The 22079-nt window shown below is 62.0% G+C and carries 19 protein-coding genes; 11 read left to right on the top strand and 8 right to left on the bottom strand.

What is annotated here, in order from left to right:
• Positions 1-24: 24 nt before the first annotated feature.
• Positions 25-2061: a sensor histidine kinase gene (locus J3P79_RS06135; RefSeq protein ID WP_434609012.1), complete on the top strand. Its 2037-nt coding sequence runs from the start codon at positions 25-27 to the stop codon at positions 2059-2061.
• Positions 2062-2064: 3 nt separating this feature from the next.
• Entirely contained in the window at positions 2065-2646 is a 582-nt protein-coding gene (locus J3P79_RS06130; RefSeq protein WP_434609010.1) for a cob(I)yrinic acid a,c-diamide adenosyltransferase, read from the top strand.
• Between the two features lie 116 nt (positions 2647-2762).
• Here the strand turns inward: J3P79_RS06130 and J3P79_RS06125 are convergent, their stop codons facing one another.
• From J3P79_RS06125 to secA, 4 genes are all read right to left on the bottom strand, one after another.
• Positions 2763-3707, bottom strand: a complete 945-nt coding sequence (locus J3P79_RS06125) for a Nudix family hydrolase (protein WP_434609008.1) — start codon at positions 3705-3707, stop codon at positions 2763-2765.
• Positions 3704-4336: a glutathione S-transferase family protein gene (locus tag J3P79_RS06120; protein ID WP_434609006.1), complete on the bottom strand. Its 633-nt coding sequence runs from the start codon at positions 4334-4336 to the stop codon at positions 3704-3706. The genes J3P79_RS06125 and J3P79_RS06120 overlap by 4 nt, the downstream gene beginning before the upstream one ends.
• Before the next feature lie 162 nt (positions 4337-4498).
• Positions 4499-5716 carry a bifunctional glutamate N-acetyltransferase/amino-acid acetyltransferase ArgJ gene (gene argJ / locus J3P79_RS06115; protein WP_434609004.1) on the bottom strand — a complete coding sequence of 406 codons (1218 nt, stop codon included), beginning with the start codon at positions 5714-5716 and terminating at the stop codon, positions 4499-4501.
• Between the two features lie 119 nt (positions 5717-5835).
• Entirely contained in the window at positions 5836-8577 is a 2742-nt protein-coding gene (gene secA, locus J3P79_RS06110) for a preprotein translocase subunit SecA (RefSeq protein WP_434609002.1), read from the bottom strand.
• Positions 8578-8886: 309 nt separating this feature from the next.
• Here secA and J3P79_RS06105 point away from each other — a divergent pair, with 309 nt between their 5' ends.
• Complete coding sequence (locus J3P79_RS06105; RefSeq protein ID WP_434609000.1) at positions 8887-9342, top strand: DUF721 domain-containing protein; 456 nt, start codon at positions 8887-8889, stop codon at positions 9340-9342.
• A gap of 137 nt (positions 9343-9479) precedes the next feature.
• Here J3P79_RS06105 and J3P79_RS06100 read toward each other — a convergent pair whose 3' ends face one another.
• Positions 9480-10967: a helicase HerA-like domain-containing protein gene (locus J3P79_RS06100; protein WP_434608998.1), complete on the bottom strand. Its 1488-nt coding sequence runs from the start codon at positions 10965-10967 to the stop codon at positions 9480-9482.
• A 218-nt stretch (positions 10968-11185) separates the two neighbouring features.
• Here J3P79_RS06100 and J3P79_RS06095 point away from each other — a divergent pair, with 218 nt between their 5' ends.
• Genes J3P79_RS06095 through J3P79_RS06085 form a run of 3 tightly spaced genes read left to right on the top strand, consistent with a single transcriptional unit; the run spans position 11186 to position 14053 of the window.
• Positions 11186-12277 carry a glycosyltransferase family 4 protein gene (locus J3P79_RS06095; protein ID WP_434608995.1) on the top strand — a complete coding sequence of 364 codons (1092 nt, stop codon included), beginning with the start codon at positions 11186-11188 and terminating at the stop codon, positions 12275-12277.
• A gap of 10 nt (positions 12278-12287) precedes the next feature.
• Entirely contained in the window at positions 12288-13061 is a 774-nt protein-coding gene (locus J3P79_RS06090; RefSeq protein ID WP_434608992.1) for a DUF2334 domain-containing protein, read from the top strand.
• A complete protein-coding gene (locus tag J3P79_RS06085) occupies positions 13058-14053 on the top strand; it encodes a lysylphosphatidylglycerol synthase transmembrane domain-containing protein (RefSeq protein WP_434608991.1) in 996 nt (331 codons plus the stop codon). The genes J3P79_RS06090 and J3P79_RS06085 overlap by 4 nt, the downstream gene beginning before the upstream one ends.
• A 5-nt stretch (positions 14054-14058) precedes the next feature.
• Here J3P79_RS06085 and J3P79_RS06080 read toward each other — a convergent pair whose 3' ends face one another.
• On the bottom strand, positions 14059-14238 hold the full coding sequence (locus tag J3P79_RS06080; protein ID WP_434608989.1) for a hypothetical protein: 180 nt from the start codon (positions 14236-14238) through the stop codon (positions 14059-14061).
• Positions 14239-14309: 71 nt separating this feature from the next.
• A complete protein-coding gene (gene purU / locus J3P79_RS06075) occupies positions 14310-15158 on the bottom strand; it encodes a formyltetrahydrofolate deformylase (RefSeq protein ID WP_434608987.1) in 849 nt (282 codons plus the stop codon).
• Positions 15159-15464: 306 nt separating this feature from the next.
• Between purU and mvaT the strand changes: the two genes are divergently transcribed.
• The gene (mvaT, locus tag J3P79_RS06070; protein WP_039591672.1) at positions 15465-15842 is read left to right on the top strand and encodes a histone-like nucleoid-structuring protein MvaT; all 378 of its coding nucleotides are present in this window, start codon (positions 15465-15467) and stop codon (positions 15840-15842) included.
• Between the two features lie 119 nt (positions 15843-15961).
• Here mvaT and sbcB read toward each other — a convergent pair whose 3' ends face one another.
• Positions 15962-17389, bottom strand: a complete 1428-nt coding sequence (sbcB, locus tag J3P79_RS06065; RefSeq protein ID WP_434608985.1) for an exodeoxyribonuclease I — start codon at positions 17387-17389, stop codon at positions 15962-15964.
• Between the two features lie 184 nt (positions 17390-17573).
• On the opposite strand from sbcB, the gene J3P79_RS06060 reads away from it, so the two are divergent.
• The 4 genes from J3P79_RS06060 to J3P79_RS06045 are packed head-to-tail and all read left to right on the top strand — an operon-like array spanning position 17574 to position 21952.
• Positions 17574-18299 carry an RDD family protein gene (locus J3P79_RS06060; RefSeq protein WP_434608984.1) on the top strand — a complete coding sequence of 242 codons (726 nt, stop codon included), beginning with the start codon at positions 17574-17576 and terminating at the stop codon, positions 18297-18299.
• Positions 18296-19270 (top strand): stage II sporulation protein M, encoded by a 975-nt coding sequence (locus J3P79_RS06055; RefSeq protein ID WP_434608982.1) that lies wholly within the window; start codon positions 18296-18298, stop codon positions 19268-19270. The genes J3P79_RS06060 and J3P79_RS06055 overlap by 4 nt, the downstream gene beginning before the upstream one ends.
• Complete coding sequence (locus tag J3P79_RS06050) at positions 19257-20792, top strand: DUF4129 domain-containing protein (protein ID WP_434608981.1); 1536 nt, start codon at positions 19257-19259, stop codon at positions 20790-20792. The genes J3P79_RS06055 and J3P79_RS06050 overlap by 14 nt, the downstream gene beginning before the upstream one ends.
• Complete coding sequence (locus tag J3P79_RS06045; protein ID WP_434608979.1) at positions 20789-21952, top strand: DUF4350 domain-containing protein; 1164 nt, start codon at positions 20789-20791, stop codon at positions 21950-21952. Before J3P79_RS06050 ends, J3P79_RS06045 begins: the two co-directional genes overlap by 4 nt.
• Positions 21953-22079: the final 127 nt, after the last annotated feature.

Below are 22079 nucleotides of genomic sequence, written 5' to 3'. Positions count from 1 at the left end.
TGTTCCTTGTTAGCGACGAGTCCGATGCCATTGCGCCAGCGCCTTGAAAATCTCCCGGTCGGCCAGAAACTGCTGGCGGCCCTGTTGGTGTTGTTGACCACGGTTTTGCTGGTGGCCAACCTGACCTTCATCAGCGCGGCCTACTACATTTCCCAGGAAAGCATGGCTCCCCAGGCCTTGCAGACCATTGGCCGGCTGGTGGCCAACCCGAGCCTGATCGCCGACGCGCTGCAATCGCCACAAAGCGCCCAGCGCCTGCTCGACGAACTCAACAGTTACGCACCGCTGCGGGCGGCGGCTTTGTATGACGGCCAAGGCGAGCGCCTGGCCCAACTGCAACAGGGCGAAAAGCTCAAGCTGCCGGAGCATTTTCGCCACATGCAAACCTGGCAGGCCGGCGAGTTCCGCAGCAATCAAGTCATCACCCTGCCCCGTCCCGGGACGACACCGGGCCACCTGTTGCTGGTCGCCAGCAGCGAGTTACCCACCGCGTTCTACACCGGCACCCTCACCGCGAGCCTCGGCATCCTGATCTTCAGCGTGCTGCTGTGGCTGGTCATTGCCCAGCAGATCAAGCGACTGATCACCCAACCGATCCACCAGCTCGAAGAGCTGTCGCGCCAGGTGACCCGCGAGGAAAACTATTCCCTGCGCGCCGCCCGGGGCAACCACGACGAAATCGGCAGCCTGGCCGAAGCGTTCAACACCATGCTGTCGCGGATCGAAGCCCGCGAGCAGCAACTCAAGCGCGCCCGCGACGACTCCCAGGCCGCTTATGACCAGGCCCAGGGCCTGGCCGAAGAAACCCGCCACACCAACCGCAAGCTGGAACTGGAAGTCCAGGTGCGCAGCAAAATCGAGAAAAAACTCACCGGTTTCCAGAACTACCTCAACAGCATCATCGACTCCATGCCGTCGGCCCTGATCGCCCTCGACGAACAGCTCTACGTCACCCAATGGAACCAGGAAGCCAGCGCGCTCTCGGGCACACGATTGGACGAAGCGCTGAACCAGCCGATCTTCCTCGCCTTCGAACCGCTGAAGCCGTACCTACCGCAGCTCAAACAAACCGTCGAGCAGCACACGGTGGCGAAGATCGAGCGCGTGACCTGGACCAAGGACGACGAAGCGCGGCATTACGCCCTCACCTTCTACCCGCTGATGGGCGGCGCCGGGCGTGGCGTGGTGATCCGCATCGACGACATCACCCAGCGCCTGTCGCTGGAGGAAATGATGGTGCAATCGGAAAAGATGCTCTCGGTCGGCGGCCTTGCGGCGGGCATGGCCCATGAAATCAACAACCCGCTGGGGGCGATCCTGCACAACGTGCAGAACATTCGTCGACGCCTGTCCGCCGAGCTGCCCAAGAACCTCGAACAGGCCGAGCAGTTGGGCATCGAATTGCCGGTGGTCAACCGTTACCTGCAAAGCCGGGAGATCCCGCAACTGCTCGACGGCATCCAGCAGGCCGGCGCGCGAGCCGCAAAAATCGTCACCCACATGCTCAGCTTCAGCCGACGCAGCACCCGGCAGATGGCCCCCTGCGACTTGCCAGCCTTGATCGACCAAGCCGTGGAAATCGCAGGGAACGACTTCGACCTTGCGATCGGTTTCGACTTCAAGGGCCAGGCAATCATCCGCCAGTTCGACCCGAACCTGGGCCCGGTGCCAGGCACTGCCAACGAGCTGGAACAGGTATTGCTCAACCTCTTGAAAAATGCCGCCCAAGCGATCCACCAACGGCAGGACGATAGCGAACCCGGGCGCATTATCCTGCGCACGCGGTTGAACCCACCGTGGGCGGAAATCCAGGTCGAGGACAACGGCATCGGCATGAGCGAGAACGTGCGCAAACGCACCTTCGAGCCGTTTTTCACCACCAAGGAAATCGGCCAGGGCACGGGCCTCGGGCTGTCGGTGTCGTACTTCATCATCACCAACAATCACAAGGGCCAGATGGAAGTGCAATCCGCGCCAGGCCAGGGCACTTGCTTCACCCTGCGCCTGCCCCTGGCGGGCACTTCGGTCGTGGCCCAGGAACATAAGCAAGTGGAGCGCTGAACAATGGGTTTTCGCCTGTCGAAGATTTACACCCGCACCGGTGACAAAGGTGAAACCGGGCTGGGGGATGGTCGCCGCGTGGCGAAGGATCATCCACGGGTCGAGGCGATTGGCGAAGTGGATACACTGAACAGCCAACTGGGCTTGTTGTTGGCCGGCCTGGCCGAAGAAAAGACCCGGCATCCGGCGCTGGAGGAAGTCATCGCAGTGCTGGCCCCTTGTCAGCACCGGTTGTTCGACCTGGGTGGTGAACTGGCGATGCCGGCGTACCAAGCCTTGAACGTCGCGGAAGTCGAGCGGCTGGAAGCGGCGATTGACCTGTGGAACGAAGAACTGGGGCCCTTGGAGAATTTCATCCTGCCCGGTGGCTCTTCCTTGATCGCGCAAGCTCACGTCTGCCGAGCCCTGGCCCGTGGTGCCGAGCGTCGTTGCCAACAGTTGAACGCGGTGGAGCCTCTGGCCGGGCCGGGGCTGGCCTATATCAATCGGCTGTCGGATTTGTTGTTCGTGGCCGCGCGGGTCATTGCCCGGCGGCAAGGGGTGGCCGAGGTGCTTTGGGAGGCGGCGGCGAAGCCTGGGGACTAATCGTTCTTGAGGCCGCCATCGCGAGCAAGCTCGCTCCCACAGGGGTTTTGTGAGCGCCGAAGATCCCGTGTGGGAGCGAGCTTGCTCGCGATGGCGTCAGCGGTTACACCACAAAATCAAGCCTCAGGCCAAAACGCCCGAATCCCCGCCACACCCTGGGCCCCGGCTTCCCAGGCTTTTTGCTGCTCGGCAGGCCCTACCCCGCCCAACAGGTAAACCGGCCTGTCGAAGCCCTCGATCAACCGCACTGCCTCCGCCCAGCCCAGCGGCTGTGCATCGGGGTGGGTCTGGGTCGGCTGCACCGGTGACAGCGTCACGAAATCCACGTCCATCTGCTGCGCCAGGGCCAATTCCTCGGCGTCATGGCACGAGGCCGCGAGCCAGCGATCCTTGCCGAACGGTCGACCGGCCGCCGCGTGCTTGCGCAGTTGCGCGGCAGTGATGTGCCAGCCGGCGGAGGGAAAATCCCCCAGCCATTCGAACGGCCCCTTGAGCATCAGTTGGGCCTTGCCGGCACACAACCCCACCGCATCCACCGCCAGGTCGCGGTATTGCGGGTCGTAGCCGTTGGGCGCACGCAGTTGGACCAACTTGATCCCGCCCGCAATTGCCTTTTGCAAACCGCGCAGCAAGGCTGGGCTTTCCAGGCCATCAGGTGTGATCAGGTATTCACCCGGCAAACGCGCCGCCGCGACGATCGGTTGGTTGGCCGCCGGAAAGTCATAGTTCGCCAACTCACGGGCCGTCACCCAAGCCAACGGCTGGCCTTCGGCACCGTGGGGCTCGCCACTGAACGCCGAGACTTCCCAGACATCCAGCAACACCTGTTTGTCCGGGTAATCGTGACGCACCTTGATCAATGGCCGGGCAGCGTCGACGACAATGCCCAGTTCCTCATTCAGTTCACGGGCCAGGGCGGTTTCGACGGACTCTTCGGCCTCGACCTTGCCGCCGGGAAATTCCCACAGGCCACCCTGGTGTTGGGTGTCGGCCCGCCGAGCAATCAGGATCTTGCCGGCGGCGTCGCGGATGACCGCCGCCGCCACATGGACTCGTTTCACCGCGTAGTCTCCTTCAGGCCAGCCTGTTGCCACGTCTTGAATGCCGGCCATTGATACAGGGTTTCGACGTAGGCCTCATCGACCTCCGGCAGCGTCACCTGATAAGTGCGCAAGCGCACGGCAACAGGGGCAAAAAATGCGTCGGCCAGGCTGACCCGGCCAAACAGGTAAGGACCGGCTTCGGTCGCCGCCGCGCGGCACTCGGCCCACAGCGCCAGCATCCGCTGGATTTCCGCCTGGACGTCCGCCGGCATCGGTGACAGCGGCGCATCGTGCAGCAGGTCCATGGGCATATTGCTGCGTATAGCGAAGAAGCCGCTGTGCATTTGTGCACAGGCCGAACGCGCCTGGGCCCGGGCGGCGACATCCTTGGGCCAGAGTCCGGCATCCGGGAACTGTTCAGCCAAGTACTCACCGATCGCCAGGGAATCGGCGATCACGCCGAATTCGGTCTTGAGCAACGGGACCTTGGCCGTGGCCGAATACTTGAGCAGCTTTTCACGGGTATCCGGCTGGCCGAGCCTGACCAACTCTTCGGTGTACTTCGCGCCGGTCAGCGCCAGGGCGAGCGCGCCGCGCATGGACCAGGAAGAGAGATCTTTGTCGCCGATGATCAGGTGCAGGCTCATGTGGATTCCTTTCTTGTGGTTCTGAGGTGTCTGTTCTGTTGCCATCGCGAGCAAGCTCGCTCCCACAGGGGGGCTTGTGGTGTGAACACTATCGATATCACCCAACAGATCCACTGTGGGAGCGAGCTTGCTCGCGATTGGAGCAGCTCGGTCCCGAGCGTATTAAGTCCGGTATTCAGCGTTGATCTTGACGTACTCGTGGGACAGGTCGGTCGTCCAGATGGTTTCGCTGCAATCACCCCGTCCCAGCTCGATACGGATGGTGATTTCCTCCTGCTGCATCACCGCCGCGCCTTGGACTTCGGTGTAGGTCGCGGCGCGGGCGCCCTGGCTGGCGATGCAGACTTCACCGAGGAACACGTCGATCTTGCTCACGTCCAGCTCAGGCACGCCGGCACGGCCGACAGCGGCGAGGATCCGGCCCCAGTTCGGGTCGGAGGCGAACAGCGCGGTCTTGATCAGCGGCGAGTGGGCCACGGTGTAGCCGACATCCAGGCATTCCTGATGGTTGCCACCGCCGTTGACCTGCACGGTGACGAACTTGGTCGCGCCTTCGCCGTCACGGACGATGGCCTGGGCCACTTCCATGCACACTTCGAATACGGCCTGCTTCAGGGCCGCGAACAGCGGGCCGCTGGCTTCGGTGATTTCCGGCAGGTTGGCCTTGCCAGTGGCGATCAGCATGCAGCAATCGTTGGTGGACGTGTCGCCGTCGATGGTGATGCGGTTGAACGACTTGTTGGCGCCGTCGAGCATCAGGTCTTGCAGCACCTGGCGCGATACCTTGGCGTCGGTGGCGATGTAGCCGAGCATGGTCGCCATGTTCGGGCGGATCATGCCGGCGCCTTTGCTGATCCCGGTGACGGTGATGGTGACGCCGTCGTGCTGGAACTGACGGCTCGCGCCCTTGGGCAGCGTGTCTGTGGTCATGATGCCGGTGGCGGCGGCGGCCCAGTTGTTTTCCGAGAGGTCATCGAGGGCGGCTTGCAGGGCGCCTTCGATCTTCTCGACTGGCAGCGGTTCGCCAATCACGCCGGTGGAGTAAGGCAGCACCTGGCTGGCATCGACGCCGGTCAGTTCGGCCAGCTTGGCGCAGGTACGCTCGGCGGCGGCCAGGCCTGGCGCGCCGGTGCCGGCGTTGGCGTTACCGGTGTTGGTCAGCAGGTAACGCACCGGCCCCTGCACGCGTTGCTTGGCGAGGATGACCGGCGCGGCACAAAACGCGTTGAGGGTGAACACGCCTGCCACCGTCGAGCCTTCGGCGCAACGCATGACCACGACATCCTTGCGCCCAGGACGCTTGATGCCCGCCGAAGCGATACCGAGTTCAAAACCGGCAACCGGGTGCAACGTTGGCAACGGACCAAGACCAACAGCCATGAATGCGCTCCTTATAAAATTATTTCAGCACCGCCTTCATCAAGACGGCGGATCAAATGGCAAAACGCCGCGACAGGAGTGTCCTGTCGCGGCGCGGGTCGTTCAGCGTTGAAACGGGGTTATTGGATCTGCCCGTGGCAATGCTTGTATTTCTTGCCCGAGCCGCAATAGCACAGCTCGTTACGGCCCAGCTTCTGCTCGTTGCGCACCGGCGCGGTGGCCAGGGCCACGTCCACATCGACGCCCTCTTCCATCGTCTGGGCCACTTCCAAGCCTGGGGCTTCGGCGTGTTCGAATTGCATCCGCGCGGCCAGGGCTTCGGCTTCCTGGCGCAGGCGAGCTTCTTCTTCGGCCGGATCTTCGCGGCGTACCTGAACGTGGGACAGGACACGAATCGAGTCGCGCTTGATCGAATCCAGCAGTTCGGAGAACAGTGTGAAGGACTCGCGCTTGTACTCTTGCTTCGGGTTCTTCTGGGCGTAGCCGCGCAGGTGGATACCGTGGCGCAGGTGATCCATGGTCGACAGGTGGTCTTTCCACAGGTCGTCCAGCACGCGCAGCACGATCTGCTTCTCGAAGGAGCGCAGCGCCTCGGCGCCGGCCTGGTCTTCTTTTTCGTTGTACGCGGCAATCAGTTCGGCCAGCAGTTTCTCGCGCAGGGTTTCCTCGTAGAGGTGATCGTCTTCGTCGAGCCACTGCTGGATCGGCAACGACACACCAAAATCGCTGCGCAGGGCAGCTTCCAACCCGGCGACGTCCCACTGTTCCGGCAGCGACTGGGGAGGGATGTGGGCGCTGACGGTCGCGTCGAGCACTTCGCGGCGGAAATCGGCGATGGTTTCGCCAATGTCGTCGGCGGCCAACAGGCTGTTGCGCATGTGATAGATCACTTTACGCTGCTCGTTGTTGACGTCGTCGAACTCCAGCAACTGCTTGCGGATATCGAAGTTGCGACCTTCGACCTTGCGCTGGGCCTTTTCGATGGCATTGGTCACCATGCGGTGCTCGATTGCCTCGCCCGGCTGCATGCCCAGCGCCTTCATGAAGTTTTTCACCCGGTCAGAGGCGAAGATGCGCATCAGGCTGTCTTCCAGCGACAGGTAGAAGCGGCTGGAGCCGGCGTCACCCTGGCGACCGGCACGGCCGCGCAGCTGATTGTCGATACGACGGGATTCGTGACGCTCGGAAGCGATCACCTGCAAGCCGCCGGATTCGAGTACTTGCTGGTGACGCTTCTGCCAGTCAGCCTTGATTTGCGCGATTTGCTCAGGGGTCGGGTTTTCCAGGGAAGCGACTTCCACTTCCCAGTTGCCGCCCAGCAGGATGTCGGTACCGCGGCCGGCCATGTTGGTGGCGATGGTCAATGCACCCGGGCGACCGGCCTGGGCGATGATCTCGGCTTCCTTCTCGTGGAACTTGGCGTTCAGGACCTTGTGCTCGATGCCTTCCTTGGTGAGCAGGTTGGACATGTGCTCGGAGGTCTCGATAGTGGCGGTACCCACCAGGATCGGACGGCCCTGGGCCATGCCTTCCTTGATGTCGTTGATGATCGCCGCGTATTTTTCTTCGGCGGTCAGGAACACCAGGTCGTTGTAGTCTTTGCGCGCCAAAGGCTTGTTCGGCGGGATCACTACCACTTGCAGACCGTAGATCTGGTGGAATTCGAACGCTTCGGTGTCGGCGGTACCGGTCATGCCGGACAGCTTGTTGTACAGGCGGAAGTAGTTCTGGAAGGTGGTCGAGGCCAGCGTCTGGCTCTCGGCCTGGATGTTCAGGCCTTCCTTGGCTTCGATGGCCTGGTGCAGGCCTTCGGACAGGCGACGGCCCGGCATGGTGCGGCCGGTGTGTTCGTCCACCAGCACGACCTGACCGTCCTGCACGATGTATTCGACGTTGCGATGGAACAGCTTGTGGGCGCGCAGGCCGGCATAGACGTGGGTCAGCAGGCCCAGGTTATGGGCCGAGTAGAGGCTTTCGCCTTCAGCCAGCAGCCCAACGCGGGTCAGCATCTCTTCGATGAACTGGTGGCCGGATTCGTTGAGTTCGACCTGGCGGGTCTTCTCGTCGACGGTGTAGTGGCCGGGCTGGGTGACTTCGCCTTCCACTTCTTCGACGTGCAACGTGAGCTGTGGGATCAGCTTGTTGATCTCGATGTACAGCTTGGAGCTGTCCTCGGCCTGACCGGAAATGATCAGCGGGGTACGGGCTTCGTCGATGAGGATGGAGTCGACTTCGTCGATCACGGAAAAGTTGAGTTCACGCTGGAATTTTTCTTCCATGCTGAACGCCATGTTGTCGCGCAGGTAGTCGAAACCGAATTCGTTGTTGGTGCCGTAGGTGATGTCCGAGGCGTAGGCGGCGCGCTTCTCTTCCGGCGGCTGGAACGGCGTGACGACACCGACGGTCAAGCCGAGGAATTCGTAGAGCGGGCGCATCCAGTTGGCGTCGCGACGGGCCAGGTAGTCGTTGACCGTTACCACGTGCACGCCCTTGCCGGACAATGCATTGAGATACACCGCCAGGGTAGCCACGAGAGTCTTGCCCTCACCGGTGCGCATCTCGGCGATCTTGCCTTCGTGCAAGGTCATGCCGCCGATCAACTGGACGTCGAAGTGGCGCATGCCCATGACCCGCTTGCCGGCCTCGCGGCAGACCGCAAAGGCTTCGGGCAGGATCTGGTCAAGGGTTTCGCCCTTGGCGATGCGGTCCTTGAATTCGGCAGTCTTGGCGCGTAACTGATCGTCCGAAAGGGCCACCATTTGCTCTTCGAAGGCATTGACGATCTGTACCGTCTTGAGCATGCGCTTGACTTCACGCTCATTCTTGCTTCCAAAAAGTTTCTTTAACAAAGGCGCAAACATATCGGCAGGATCTTCCACACTAAAGGGATGGAGGGCGGCCCCGTGAGTCGCCCGTGCAGCCCTCATGGCCGCATGCGAACGAGCATTCTACCCGGAAACGATGGTGAGGAAAGTGGCGTTATTCCACGATGCTGGCACAGCGCTGTGACGGGGCCCCATTAAAATAAGGGCTTTTGCGCGAACTTCAACCCACAAAGCGCATAAGTTACTTAATGATTGTGTGGATCAAAGCCGCTGGGCGACAGGGCCGCGGCGCATCCAGCGCTTTCTGCTACCATGGCGCCTCTGTCATTTCGCGGTATTTCATCCATGGCCTTCCGCCCTCTTCCAGCCAAGGCGCCCGCCGTTCTGCTGCGCGAAGCCAAGCCGCTGAAAGCCATCTTCGGCCACGCCCGGCGCCTCGGCCATCTGCAACGCCTGTTGGACAGCCAATTGCAGCCCGCCGCGCGCGAGCATTGCCACGTTGCCTCGTGGCGCGAAGGCAGCTTGTTGCTGATCGTCACCGACGGACACTGGGCCACGCGCCTGCGCTACCAGCAGAAGCGCCTGCTGCGCCAACTCCAGGCGTTCGAAGAATTCGCCAACCTGACGCGCATCCTGTTCAAGGTCCAGCCGCCGACCGTACAAGGCGGCGCCAAGGGACATACCCTGGACCTGTCGACCGACGCAGCCGCAACCATCCAGGCCACCGCCGAAGGCATCAGCGACCCCAACCTGCGGGCGGCGCTGGAGCGATTGGCGGCGCATGCGCGGCCCAAGGGTTGAGATTTTCGTCGCCTGTTAACTGGCTATCGCGAGCAAGCTCGCTCCCACAGTGGATTCGTGGTGGATACAAAATCTGTGTCCGCTGAAGATCTCCTGTGGGAGCGAGCTTGCTCGCGATGGGGGCGACTCGGTCTCGACTACCGGCGCTTGCTGCCCCCCAATAAAGACCCCATCAACCCCCGCACCAATTGCCGGCCCAATTGATTGGCCGCCTGGCGCATCGCTGATTTCAACGCCTGGCCGGCTGCGGTGCCGAGGAATTCCCCAGCCTGTTCGGTGAAGCTCGGCTCGTCCGCCGCCGGTTTGCCCGGTGCCGTTTCAACTTGCGGTTCCAACCCCTTGCGGCCCATCAACACTTCATAGGCCGACTCACGGTCGATAGGCTTTTCGTAGCGCCCCTGCAAAGGCGAACTGGCAATCAACCCGGCGCGCTCGGCGTCACTCAACGGCCCGATACGCGACTGCGGCGGCGCCACCAGCACGCGCTGGACGATTTCCGGCGTGCCTTTTTCCTGCAGGGTGCCGACCAGGGCTTCGCCGATGCCCAGTTCGGTAAGTACCGACAAGGCATCGAATTGCGGGTTCGGTCGGAAACCTTCCGCCACTGCCCGCAAGGATTTCTGTTCCTTGGCGGTAAACGCCCGCAGGCCATGCTGGATGCGCAACCCCAACTGCGCCAGCACATCGTCAGGCAAATCGCCTGGCGACTGGGTCACGAAATACACTCCGACACCCTTGGAGCGAATCAACCGCACCACCTGTTCCAGGCGATCCTGCAGAGCCTTGGGTGTATCGGCAAACAGCAAGTGTGCCTCGTCGAAAAACAATGCGAGCAAAGGTTTGTCCGCATCGCCGCGCTCAGGCAACTGTTCGAACAGCTCGGCCAGCAGCCACAGCAAAAACGTCGCGTAGACCTTCGGTGCCTCATGGACCAGGCGGCTGGCGTCCAGCAGATGAATACGGCCGCGGCCATCGCTCGCCGGCTGCAGGATGTCTTCGAGCTGCAACGCCGGCTCACCGAACAAAGCGTCGGCGCCCTGCCGTTCCAGGGTGGACAAGCGTCGCATCAGCGCCTGGCTGGAACCGGTGGTCATCAGGGCCGCGTCGTCGCCAAGCAGTTCAGGGTTGTCCTTGAGGTGATTGAGCAATGCCTTCAAGTCTTTCAGATCCAGCAACAACAGCCCCTCGCGATCGGCAACCTTGAACGCCGCATACAACGCCGATTGCTGGCTGTCCGTGAGTTCCAGCAGGCTGCCGAGCAGCAACGGGCCCATTTCACTCAGGGTCGTGCGCAGCGGATGGCCCGATTGGCCATGGATGTCCCACAAGGTCACCGGATACGCTTGAGGTTTGTGGCCGAGCCAAGGCATGCCGGCAATGCGCTCGGCAATCTTGCCCTGGGGCGCGCCAGCCGCGCCCAGGCCGCACAGGTCGCCCTTGATGTCTGCCGCGAACACGGCCACGCCGGCGTCGCTGAACATCTCGGCCAGGCGTTGCAGGGTGACGGTCTTGCCGGTGCCGGTGGCACCCGCCACCAATCCATGGCGGTTCGCCAGGCGCATGGCCTGGGCGACAGGCTGGCCAGCAAGGTCGGCCCCGATAATGAGTTGCGATGAGTCAGGCATTTCGTCACCCGTGGTGTTTGCGAGATGAGGCTATTTTGCGCGCTTATATAAAAGCATGCCCAGCGCTTCAAGACCCTGGCGCCAGGAATAATAGTCTGCGACCCGGGACAGGCCTCTTCGCGCCCCACAACCCCAACCGAACATCTATTCTTACTAAAGGTCAACACAGGAGAACACAGACCGGAGGGACGTTCATCGTGCACATAGCGGACATCACCATGTTCTACGCCCCCGCCAGCGGCGGCGTGCGCACCTACCTGGATGCCAAGCATCGGCGCCTGGGCAATCGGCCCGGCATTCGCCATAGCCTGTTGGTTCCCGGTGCGCACTTGAGTGAACAGGACGGCATCTACAAGGTACCCGCCCCTCCGCTGCCCTTCGGCAAGGGCTATCGCTTTCCGCTGCGCCTGGCTCCCTGGCGTAACGTCCTGCGCGATCTGCAGCCCGATCTTATTGAAGTCGGCGACCCGTATCTGACCGCCTGGGCCGCCCTCGATGCCCGACGACAGCTCGATGTCCCCGTCATCGGTTTCTATCACTCAGACTTGCCATTGCTGGTCAGCAACCGGATGGGAAGTTGGTTCACCCCTAATATCGAAGCCTACGTCAGCAAGTTATACGGCAACTTCGACCGAGTCCTGGCGCCGAGCCAGGTGATGGCAGACAAGCTGACCGGGCTGGGCGTGAAGAATGTCTATGTACAACCCTTGGGTGTAGACCTACAAACCTTCAACCCCGCCGCCCGCGACCCTGAACTGCGGGCAGAGCTCGGCATCGCAGAAGACGCGCGGCTGCTGATTTTCGCCGGCCGTGGTTCCAAGGAGAAAAACCTGCCGGTGCTGCTCAAGTGCATGAAACGCCTGGGCGAGCGCTACCACTTATTGCTGGTCGGCTCTTCGATGCCGGCCCTGGTGCCGGACAACGTCACGGTCATCGACGAATTCTGCCCGGCGCCCCAGGTCGCCCGGCTGATGGCCAGCGCCGATGCGCTGCTGCATGCCGGCGACCAGGAAACCTTTGGTTTGGTGATCCTCGAAGCGATGGCCAGCGGCATTCCGGTAGTGGCGGTCGCTGCGGGCGCGTTCAGCGAAATCGTCCAGGAAGACTGCGGCCTGCTGTGCACGCCAGACAACCCACAAGCCATGGCCAACGCCGTGCGGCAGTTGTTCGCCGAAGGGTGTGAGCAGCGCGGCGCCAGGGCACGCCGGCATGTGGAGCGGCATTACGCCTGGGACTCGGTGGTCAATAGCCTGCTGGGCCATTACTACAGCGTGCTCGGCGCAGAAATGCCGCTGCTGGCCAATGGTTGAGGCGACACCCATGGCAATGAACCATGCCCCCAGCCTGCTGTTGGTGCTGCATGACGTCGCGCCCCAGACCTGGCCGGATTACCAACCCTTCGTCGAAGCCGTCGACGCCCTTGGCCAGATCCCGATGACTTGGCTGGTGGTGCCGGATTTCCATCATGCCAATGCGCTGGACGATCATCCCGGCTTCAGGCGCCTGCTCGACAGCCGGGTCGAGCGCGGCGATGAATTGGTCTTGCACGGCTACTACCACTGCGACGACGGCCCGCCCGCTATCCATCCCAAGGACTGGTTCATGCGCCGGGTCTACACCCATGAAGGCGAGTTCTATGGGTTGTCGCAGGACGCCGCCTTCACCCGCCTGCGGGCCGGTATCGACATGTTCCAGCGGTATCAATGGCCGCTGGAGGGTTTTGTCGCGCCCGCCTGGCTGATGAGCGAAGGCACCCGGCAAGCCTTGCGCCAGTTGCCCTTGAGCTACACGAGCGATACGCAGCACCTCTACCGCTTGCCTGATTTCACCCGGATCGATGCGCCAGGCCTCGTGTGGAGCGCGCGCAGCGCCTGGCGCCGGGGCCTGTCGAAAATCATCAGCGACCAGCGCGAGCAACGCTGGCGCCAGGCCTCGGTGATTCGCCTGGGGCTGCATCCGGTGGACATGCGCCATGGCTATTCGCGGGATTATTGGCTGCGTACCCTGGAGCGCCTGCTCGAGGACGGACGCGTGCCGATGACCAAGGCCGGATGGCTGGCGACCCAGGGCCTGCGGGTCAGCAGCGCCGCATGAAACGATTGATCTGGCTGGCCGCCGCCCTGCTCATCGCGCTGCTGGTGCCAATGCTGGTGGGTGGCGGGGAAATGTGGTCGCGGGTGCAGCGTTTTCCGTTGTCGCTGTTGTTGGTCATGCTGGGCATGATCGTACTGTGCTGGGGGCTGAACTCGGTGCGGTTGCGTTTGCTGCTGGGTGAACACCGCGGGCGCATCGGCGCGATCAAAAGCATGGGCGTGGTGATGTCCACCGAGTTCGCCATGTGCGCGACGCCCGGCGGCAGCGGTGGACCGTTGACGCTGATGGCCCTGCTGGCGCGCAACGGCGTGCGCCCGGCCCACGGTAGCGCAGTGTTCGCGATGGATCAGTTGAGCGACCTGCTGTTTTTCTTGTGTGCGTTGCTGGGCATCCTGTTCTACGCGCTGTTCCAGAATCTCAGCCAGCGTATGGAGTGGATGCTGGCGTTGAGCGCGATTTCGTTGTTTGGCGGCCTGATCTGCTGCGCCATGGTCGCCCGCTACCATCGCCGGCTGATTCTGCTGGGTGCCCGGCTGCTGTGCCATCTGCGAGTGAAAGCCAGCACCCGGCGGCGGTGGGGGCGCAAGATCCTCAACTTCCTGGCGGCGTTCACCGATACGTTGAAGTTGCCTCGAATGACACTTTTCCAGGTGTTCGGCCTGACTTGCCTGCACTGGGCTCTTCGCTACAGCGTGCTTTACCTGGCGTTGAAAGGGTTGGGGGCGGATCTGCAATGGGCCTGGAGTTTTCTGATCCAGATGCTCTCCCTGAGCGCAGGGCAGTTCAGCCTGCTGCCGGGCGGCGCCGGAGCGGCGGAATTGACCTCGGCGGCGCTGCTGGCGCCCATGGTGGGGAAATCCACCGCAGCGGCGGCGATCCTGATCTGGCGAGCGGTGACTTATTACTTCTATCTGCTGGCCGGCGGGCCGGTATTTTTCCTGATGGTCGGGCGACCGTTGATCAGGAAGCTGATCAGGCTCAGGCAGGCCTGACCGCTTTACCGCTTGGGCTCGGAGTCGTCTTGAGGCTTCTCGTTCAGCTCTTTCCAGAGTTTCGCGGCGTCGGGAAACTCCGTGCCATCCTCGGGGCTCAGCGCGTCGGGATCGAAACGGCTCAGGCAGCCCTCGCCCACGGTTGGCGGCGCTTTGGCGGTAGCTTTGTCCAAGGGATCGGCCATGGTTTTACGTGTTCCTCAAGGCTGATCGTGGCGAGGGAACTCGCTCCCTCGCCACAGGATTTTGCGTTGGATCAGAATACGACGGTCTTGTTGCCATGCACCAATACGCGGTCTTCAAGGTGATAACGCAAGCCGCGCGCCAGCACCATCTTCTCCACGTCGCGACCGAATCGCACCATGTCTTCGATACTGTCGCTGTGGCTCACACGCACCACATCCTGCTCGATGATCGGGCCGGCGTCCAACTCTTCGGTCACGTAGTGGCAAGTCGCGCCGATCAGCTTCACACCCCGCATCGAAGCCTGGTGGTATGGCTTTGCGCCGACGAAAGACGGCAGGAAGCTGTGGTGGATGTTGATGACTTTGTGCGCGTATTCGCTGCACAGGGATGGCGGCAGGATTTGCATGTAGCGGGCCAGCACCACCACCTCGGCACCATGCTGCTTGACCAGGCGCGAGACTTCGGCGAACGCCGGTTGCTTGTCCTGCGGATTGACCGGTACGTGATAGTAAGGAATGCCGTGCCATTCGACCATGCTGCGCAGGTCGTCATGGTTGGAAATCACGCAGGCGATGTCGCAATCGAGCTCATCGCTGTGCCAGCGGTGCAGCAAGTCAGCCAGGCAATGGGACTCGCGACTGGCCATCAGAACGACGCGTTTTTTCTGCGCGGTATCGGTGATGCGCCAGTCCATCGAGAACTCTTCGGCAATCGGGGCGAAGGCCTCGCGAAAGGCTTCTATGCCGAAGGGCAGCGAGTCGGCGCGGATCTCGTGACGCATGAAAAACCAGCCACTCTGATTGTCCGAGTGATGGCTTGCTTCAGTGATCCAACCGTTATGGGACGCCAGAAAGTTACTGACTTTAGCAACGATACCGACGCGGTCCGGGCAAGCGATCACCAGCCGAAAAGTGCGCATTAGGGGAACTCCAGAACTTTCGCAAAGGCCGCCATTCTAGCCACTGCGCGGCAAAACTGCAGTACTGATGACACACCCGCCCCCCCGCGTGATCAGCCGAGGCTGGAAAATGGCCCGGACTGCGGCGGCACCGCTATATGTTTGAACAGATGTCAGGGCGCACCCCTTAGTTATTGCGCCGCCAATTTTGTGGCACTGCACTATTTAATTAAAGAAACACGGCTTAAATGTTTACTTGATGAAACTGTCTGATTACTATTGCTTCACTGTCTCCTTGTCATCCGTGTCCTACATAAGGTAGTCCCCATGTCCCTGATCAACGAATACCGTGCTACAGAAGAAGCAATCAAAGAACTGCAAGCCCGCCTGAAAAATCTGTCCGAAGACGACAAACTGCAAAAAGAACTGGAATTCGAAGGCAAACTGCGCACTCTGATGGGCGAATACTCCAAGTCCCTGCGCGATATCATTGCCCTGCTGGATCCGGAAGCCAAGTCGGGCAAAGCCCCTCGTGGCGCCGTAAAGACCACCGGCACCAAGCGCGCCCGTAAAGTTAAGCAATACAAAAACCCGCACAATGGCGAAGTCATCGAAACCAAAGGTGGCAACCACAAGACGCTGAAAGAGTGGAAAGCCAAGTGGGGCGGTGACGTAGTAGAAGGCTGGGCAACCCTGCTGGGCTAAGCCTCGCCCGCCGGCACCGCGTTTACGCACGGAGCTTGCAAGCAAAAAAACGCCAGCAATTGCTGGCGTTTTTTTATACCTTGGTTTTTATCTAGCCGCTTGAATCACACTGGCGCGGCTCAGAGGCTAAAACGTTTGCGCAATTGTTGGCTGTAGGCCTGCCATTGCATCAGTACGTCTTGCTGCAAAGACGTAGATAGCCCCATCCACTCAGTCATCGCCTCATCAAAATTGTTCAGCGTATTAGGTGCGCCCCACTCCGAGGATGACAGGCGCTGCTGGCAAAATAGTTTCCAGCGTTCCTGTTCTTCTGGATCCAAGGTCTCCGGAAAGTTGCGCGCACGATATCGAAACAATAATTCCGGCAGTCGTTCATCGTCGAAAGGCCATTGTCCTTGCGCCAATTGAGCCGGGTCCGCCATGCGAACTTGTTCACATAAACGACGGTCACGGTCGCCCAGGAACCCTGCATATAATTGCTGCTCGGGATCCGCGCTGGCCGCGAAGTCTTCCTGCCCATAAATGATGTGAAGTTTGTCTTGCCACACCTGCTGTGCGTCACTTAGCCGCAGCGCTCGCTCACGCACGCCCTCCATGTCCAGCTGCAGCCGTAGTTGGTCTTCGGCGCGCAAGACGGCCAATGGCGCAACCACCGGGCATTTGTTGATGTGGATGAGTTTGAGGGGCACCGGCAGCTCACCGTCGAGCAGGTCCTCGCGACGGGTGTACAAGCGTTGACGCAGCATTTGCGCGTCATGATCGAGCAAGCCCTGGGGATCCAGGTGCAAGTCGCAGACAATCAGGGCATTGCGGTTCTTCGGATGCCAGGCCAGCGGCAACACCACGCCGATGTAGTTTCGCGCCGCCGAGAAGCGCCCGGAGATGTGCACCATCGGTTGCAAAAGGCGAATCTGATCCATCACTTTCTGTTTGCTGCGCAGCTGGAACAACCAATCATAGAGCCGGGGTTGTTTCTCGCGGATCAACCGGGCCAGGGCGATCGTCGCGCGCACATCCGACAGCGCGTCGTGGGCCTGGCCATGGTCGATGCCGTTGGCCGCCGTCAGGCGTTCGAGCTTGAGGGTGACGCGACCCTCCTCCTGCGGCCAGACGATGCCCTCGGGGCGCAACGCGTAAGCGGCGCGCACCAGGTCGATCAGGTCCCAACGGCTGTTTCCGCCCTGCCATTCCCGTGCATAGGGATCGAAAAAATTCCGATACAGGCTGTAGCGGGTCATTTCATCGTCGAAGCGCAACGTGTTGTAACCCGCGCCACAGGTCCCGGGGGCAGCCAATTGCGCGTGGACGCGGGTCATGAAATCAGCTTCGCTCAAGCCCTTTTCCGCCAGTTGCGCCGGAGTGATGCCGGTGATCGCGCAGGCCGCCGGATGAGGCAGGACGTCATCGCTGGGCCGGCAATAAAGGTTCACCGGCTCGTCGATCTCGTTGAGCTCGAAATCGGTGCGGATCCCCGCCACTTGCAAGGGGCGGTCGCACCGCGGGTTGATGCCGGTGGTTTCGTAGTCGTACCAGAAGATGGAAGTCACGGGGTGTTCCTGGGTTGGGGACTGGCGAAGTCTAGGGGGGCGAACCCCGCCCCCGCCAGCATTCTGGCCTTGAATCATGTTGCAGGCCATGAAATGACACACTCGGCCATATCGTGCGCCCGCCCGAAGACTGCTAGCATCTGCGCCGAGATCGAACGTTCGAACGGCCCATCACAGGTTGCCCATGCTCGAGACACCAGCACTGCAAAGGAACGCGCCGCTGCCGCCGCCACTGGACACGCGCTACCAGGTCGAGACGCCCGAAGGCATCGACCTTCCGCTGCGCCCGGCGGGCCTGATGCCCCGTGCGCTGGCCTTCGCCATCGACTTGGGAATACGTGGGCTGGTGCTCGGCCTGTTCTTCCTGATCCTGGCGTTCTTCGGCAAACTTGGGATCGGCCTGGGCTCGATCCTGCTGTTCATCGTCAGTTGGTGGTACATGGTGCTGTTCGAGGTGCTGAACCAAGGCCGCTCCCCCGGCAAGCAAATGATGGGGTTGCGCGTGGTGCAGGACGACGGCAGGCCGATCGGGTGGTCCGCCTCATTGATCCGCAACCTGCTGCGCTTCGTCGACATGCTGCCGTTCGGCTACACCTTCGGAGCGATCTGCTGCCTGCAACATCCGACCTTCAAGCGCCTGGGCGACTTGGCCGCAGGCACCCTGGTGGTTTATCGCGAGCAACCGGTCAAGCGTCCCGAGCTGCCCATGGCCCGGCCGCTGCACTCACCTTTTGCCCTCACCTTGGTCGAACAGCGCGCCGTGCTGGGTTTCGCCGAGCGCCAGGCACAATTGTCGGACGCCAGGGCCACCGAACTGGCGGCGATCCTGGCCGCGCCATTAAAGGTTCACCCCACCGGAGCCGTTGCTGAACTCAATGGCATCGCGCGCGGCCTGCTGGGGCCGACATGAAGCAAAGCCAATTCGAAACTCGCCACCAAGGGGAATGGGAGCACCTTTCCCGTCTGCTCGACCAACTGGAGCGCCGCCGCAACGTTGCCCAGAGCGGCGACTTCCCACAGGCCTATCGACGGCTTTGCCATCATTTGGCGCTGGCCCAGGCACGGGGCTACAGCAGCTTGCTGGTGGACACCTTGCAGCAACTGGCGCTACGCGGCCACCAGCAACTCTACCGGGACCGGAGTCGGCCGACGGCGAGCTTGTCAGCGTTCATCCTCGCCGGTTTCCCACGCCTGGTTCGGGAGCAATGGCGATTCGTACTCGCGTCCGGCCTGATGTTCCTCGGCAGCCTGGCCGGCATCGGGTTGCTGGTCTACCTGTATCCCGAACTGGTCTACAGCCTGCTGGGCGTCGATGAAGTCAGCCAGATGCGCAGCATGTACGACCCGGCGGCCGGACACCTGGGACGCTCGGTCGAGCGGGCCGCCAGTGAGGATTGGGTCATGTTCGGCTATTACATCATGCACAACATCGGCATCGCCTTTCAGACCTTCGCCAGTGGCTTGTTGTTTGGCCTGGGCAGTGCGTTCTTCCTGTTCTTCAACGGCCTGACCATCGGCGCGGTAGCCGGGCACCTGACCCAGATCGGCTCCGGCGGGACGTTCTGGTCATTCGTGATCGGCCATGGTGCCTTCGAACTCACCGCCATTACCCTGGCCGGTGCGGCGGGCCTGCAACTGGGCTGGTCGCTGATTGCCCCCGGACGCCTCACCCGGGGCGAAGCCTTGCGACTCGCCGCGGGCAAAAGCGTATTGATCATCGGCGGCGTTATCCTTTTCCTGCTGATCGCCGCATTCATCGAAGCCTATTGGTCCTCCAGCGCCGTGACACCGGCCACCAAATACACCGTCGGCACATTGCTGTGGCTGCTGGTGCTCGGTTACCTGCTGTTCGCCGGGCGAGGCCAGCATGCGCCTGAGTGACGTCACGGTAGCGATCCGCCCACGCACCACCTGGGAAGCCATGGACCTCGGCGTGCTGATGACCCAACGGCACCGACGGCTGCTGATGACCAGTTGGGCCATCGTCACGCTGCCGGTGTATGCACTGCTGACCCTGTTGCTGTGGGACTCGCCCTCGCTGGTGGTGTTTTTGTTCTGGTGGCTGAAACCAGCGTTCGAGCGTCTGCCGCTGTTTATCTTGTCCAAGGCGCTGTTTGGCGAGACGCCCACCTTGAAACAGGCCTTGCGCCAATGGCCGGCGCTGCTCAGGCCACAGTTGCTGGCCAGCCTGACCTGGCGCCGGCTGAGCCTGAGCCGCAGCTTCCTGATGCCCGTCGTGCAACTCGAAGGGCTGGCCGGCGAGGAGCGGCAGCAGCGCCTGCGGGTGTTGCTGCAACGCAACGGCGGCGCGGCGCAATGGTTGACCATCCTCGGTGTTCACTTGGAAACAGTCTTGTGGTTCGGCCTGATGGCCCTGTTCTATCTATTCGTGCCGCAACAAGTCGAACTGGAATGGGACTGGCAGACCCTGATCGCCGTCGCCGAGCACGAGTGGCTGTGGCTTGAGCACCTGCTTAATTTCCTCTATCCGCTGTTGTTGATTGTCTGGGAGCCGATCTACGTCGCCTGCGGCTTCAGCCTCTACCTGAATCGGCGCACTCTGCTCGAAGCCTGGGACATCGAGCTGGTATTCCGACGCCTGCGCCAACGCCTGGGCGCCGTGGTGCCGGCCCTGGCGCTGCTTGTCCTGACCCTCCTGCCGCTGTCGCCGCCCGCCTGGGCCGCCGCAGACAGCAGCGCCCCCGACAGTCCTCGACTGCTCAACCAACCCGTCACCAGCGAAGCCTCCCGCGAGCGCATCAAGGCGATCCTCGACGCACCGCCCTTCAAGAACCAGGAAACCGTGACGCGCTATCGTTTCGGCGAAGAAGCCCCCGAGCCGGCCAGAACCGAGGAAGCCCCCGGCTGGCTCAAATCGATGTTCAACTGGAGCGCGAAACGCTTCGAAACGATCGCAGCCATCATCCAGGCGCTGCTCTGGGCCGCCCTGCTGGGCGCGATTGCCTGGCTGGCCTGGCACTATCGTGAAAGGCTCAAGGCGCTCGCCAACTACCGGCCAACCAAACGCCTGCCGGTGGAGCGCTCCGTGCCGGCACGGATGTTCGGCCTGGATATTCGCGAAGAGAGCCTGCCGGACGATGTCGCGGCCAGCGCCGAACAGTTATGGTCGAGCGCGCCGCGAGAAGCGTTGGGCCTGTTATACCGAGCGCTGCTCAGCCGTTTGCACCATGAATTCAACATGGCCCTCAAACCCGCCGACACCGAAGGCCAGGTGTTGCAACGGGTTGAGCAGCTCCAGCGCGAATCACTGATGACGTTCAGCAGGAACCTGACCCTGCACTGGCAGAACATCGCCTATGGACACCGCCCTCCGCCCGCCCATCTGCAGCAGGAACTGTGCGATGGTTGGCGTGAACTGTTCGGCCAGGGAGCGCCCCGATGAGCCGCAGCACCGGATGGGTGATGGGTGCAGTCGGCGCCGCGCTGACCTGCGCATTGGCGATCTACCTGTACCTGAAGGCCGTGCCCTATCAGGAAACCATCGAGCACGGCCCCTCTCCCGAAGCGCAAGCAAACCCTTATTTGGCCGCCGAACAATTCCTGCGCCAGCAAGGCCTCAACGTCGAACACGCCAACGGCCTGGACGTCCTGCCCACCCTCGAACCGCACCAGCGCAGCCTGTTGCTGTTGGGCGAACGCAGCAACATGACGCCACGGGACGTCGACCAACTGATGAACTGGACCCGCGCCGGCGGGCGCCTGCTGTTCGTCGCCGAAGCCCTGTGGGACGACAGCACGGGGAGCAGCGGCGACCTGCTGCTGGACCGCGTGCGCCTGCGCCAACTGCTGAGCAAAGACCTCCAGGAACCGGATCCCAAGCTCATCAAGGATCCCTATCCCAAACTGACCAAGCTTTACCTGGAGGACGAAGAGGCCCCGGCCTATATCGGTTTCGACACTGACTTCCACCTCGAAGACCCGCTGAACCTCGCCCAGGCCTGGGCCAACAGTGCGGTGGCGACCCACTTGATGCAACTGAACCACGGCCTGGGCACGATCACCGTGCTCACCGACGCCGAGCTGTGGAAAAACGACCAGATCGACCAGTACGACAACGCCTGGCTGCTCTGGTACCTGAGCGCCGATTCCGACGTCACCTTGCTGTTCAATACCGACCACGACAACCTGCTGGCCCTGCTGCTGCGCTACTTCCCCCAGGCGTTGGTGGCGCTGCTGGCCTTGATCGGGCTGTGGCTGTGGCGGTCGGCGGTGCGCCAGGGCCCGTTGCAACAACCCGCGCCCAAGGCGCGACGCCAACTGCAAGAGCACCTGCAAGCCAGCGCCGCCTTCCAGTTGCGTCACGACGGCCAGCAACACCTGCTGCACAGCCTCCAACAGGACGTGCTGCGCCGGGCGCGCCAGCTTCATCCAGGTTTCGAACAATTGGTCGTTGCCGAACAATGGCAGGTGCTTGCCCGCCTGACGCGCCAACCCACGCGAACCATCAGCCAGGCCCTCAGCCCTCGACCGAAACAACGCTTGTCCAGCGCCGACTTCTGCCGCCAGGTCGCCCTTTTGCAAACCCTCAGGAATGCCTTATAGATTTATTCGCAGAAAAATCCGCAGAAATACTCAATAGCGCCTATCGTGTAGCGCGACAAAAGCTAATGATCCCGGGCATTTCAATGCTGATTTTTTTCCGCAGAAATTTTCGCAGATACTGCAAAGA

Source organism: Pseudomonas sp. R1-7 (assembly GCF_051132105.1).
GTDB lineage: Bacteria > Pseudomonadota > Gammaproteobacteria > Pseudomonadales > Pseudomonadaceae > Aquipseudomonas.
Note: the sequence above shows the minus strand (reverse complement) of the source record. Positions and strands in the feature narration are given on the sequence as shown.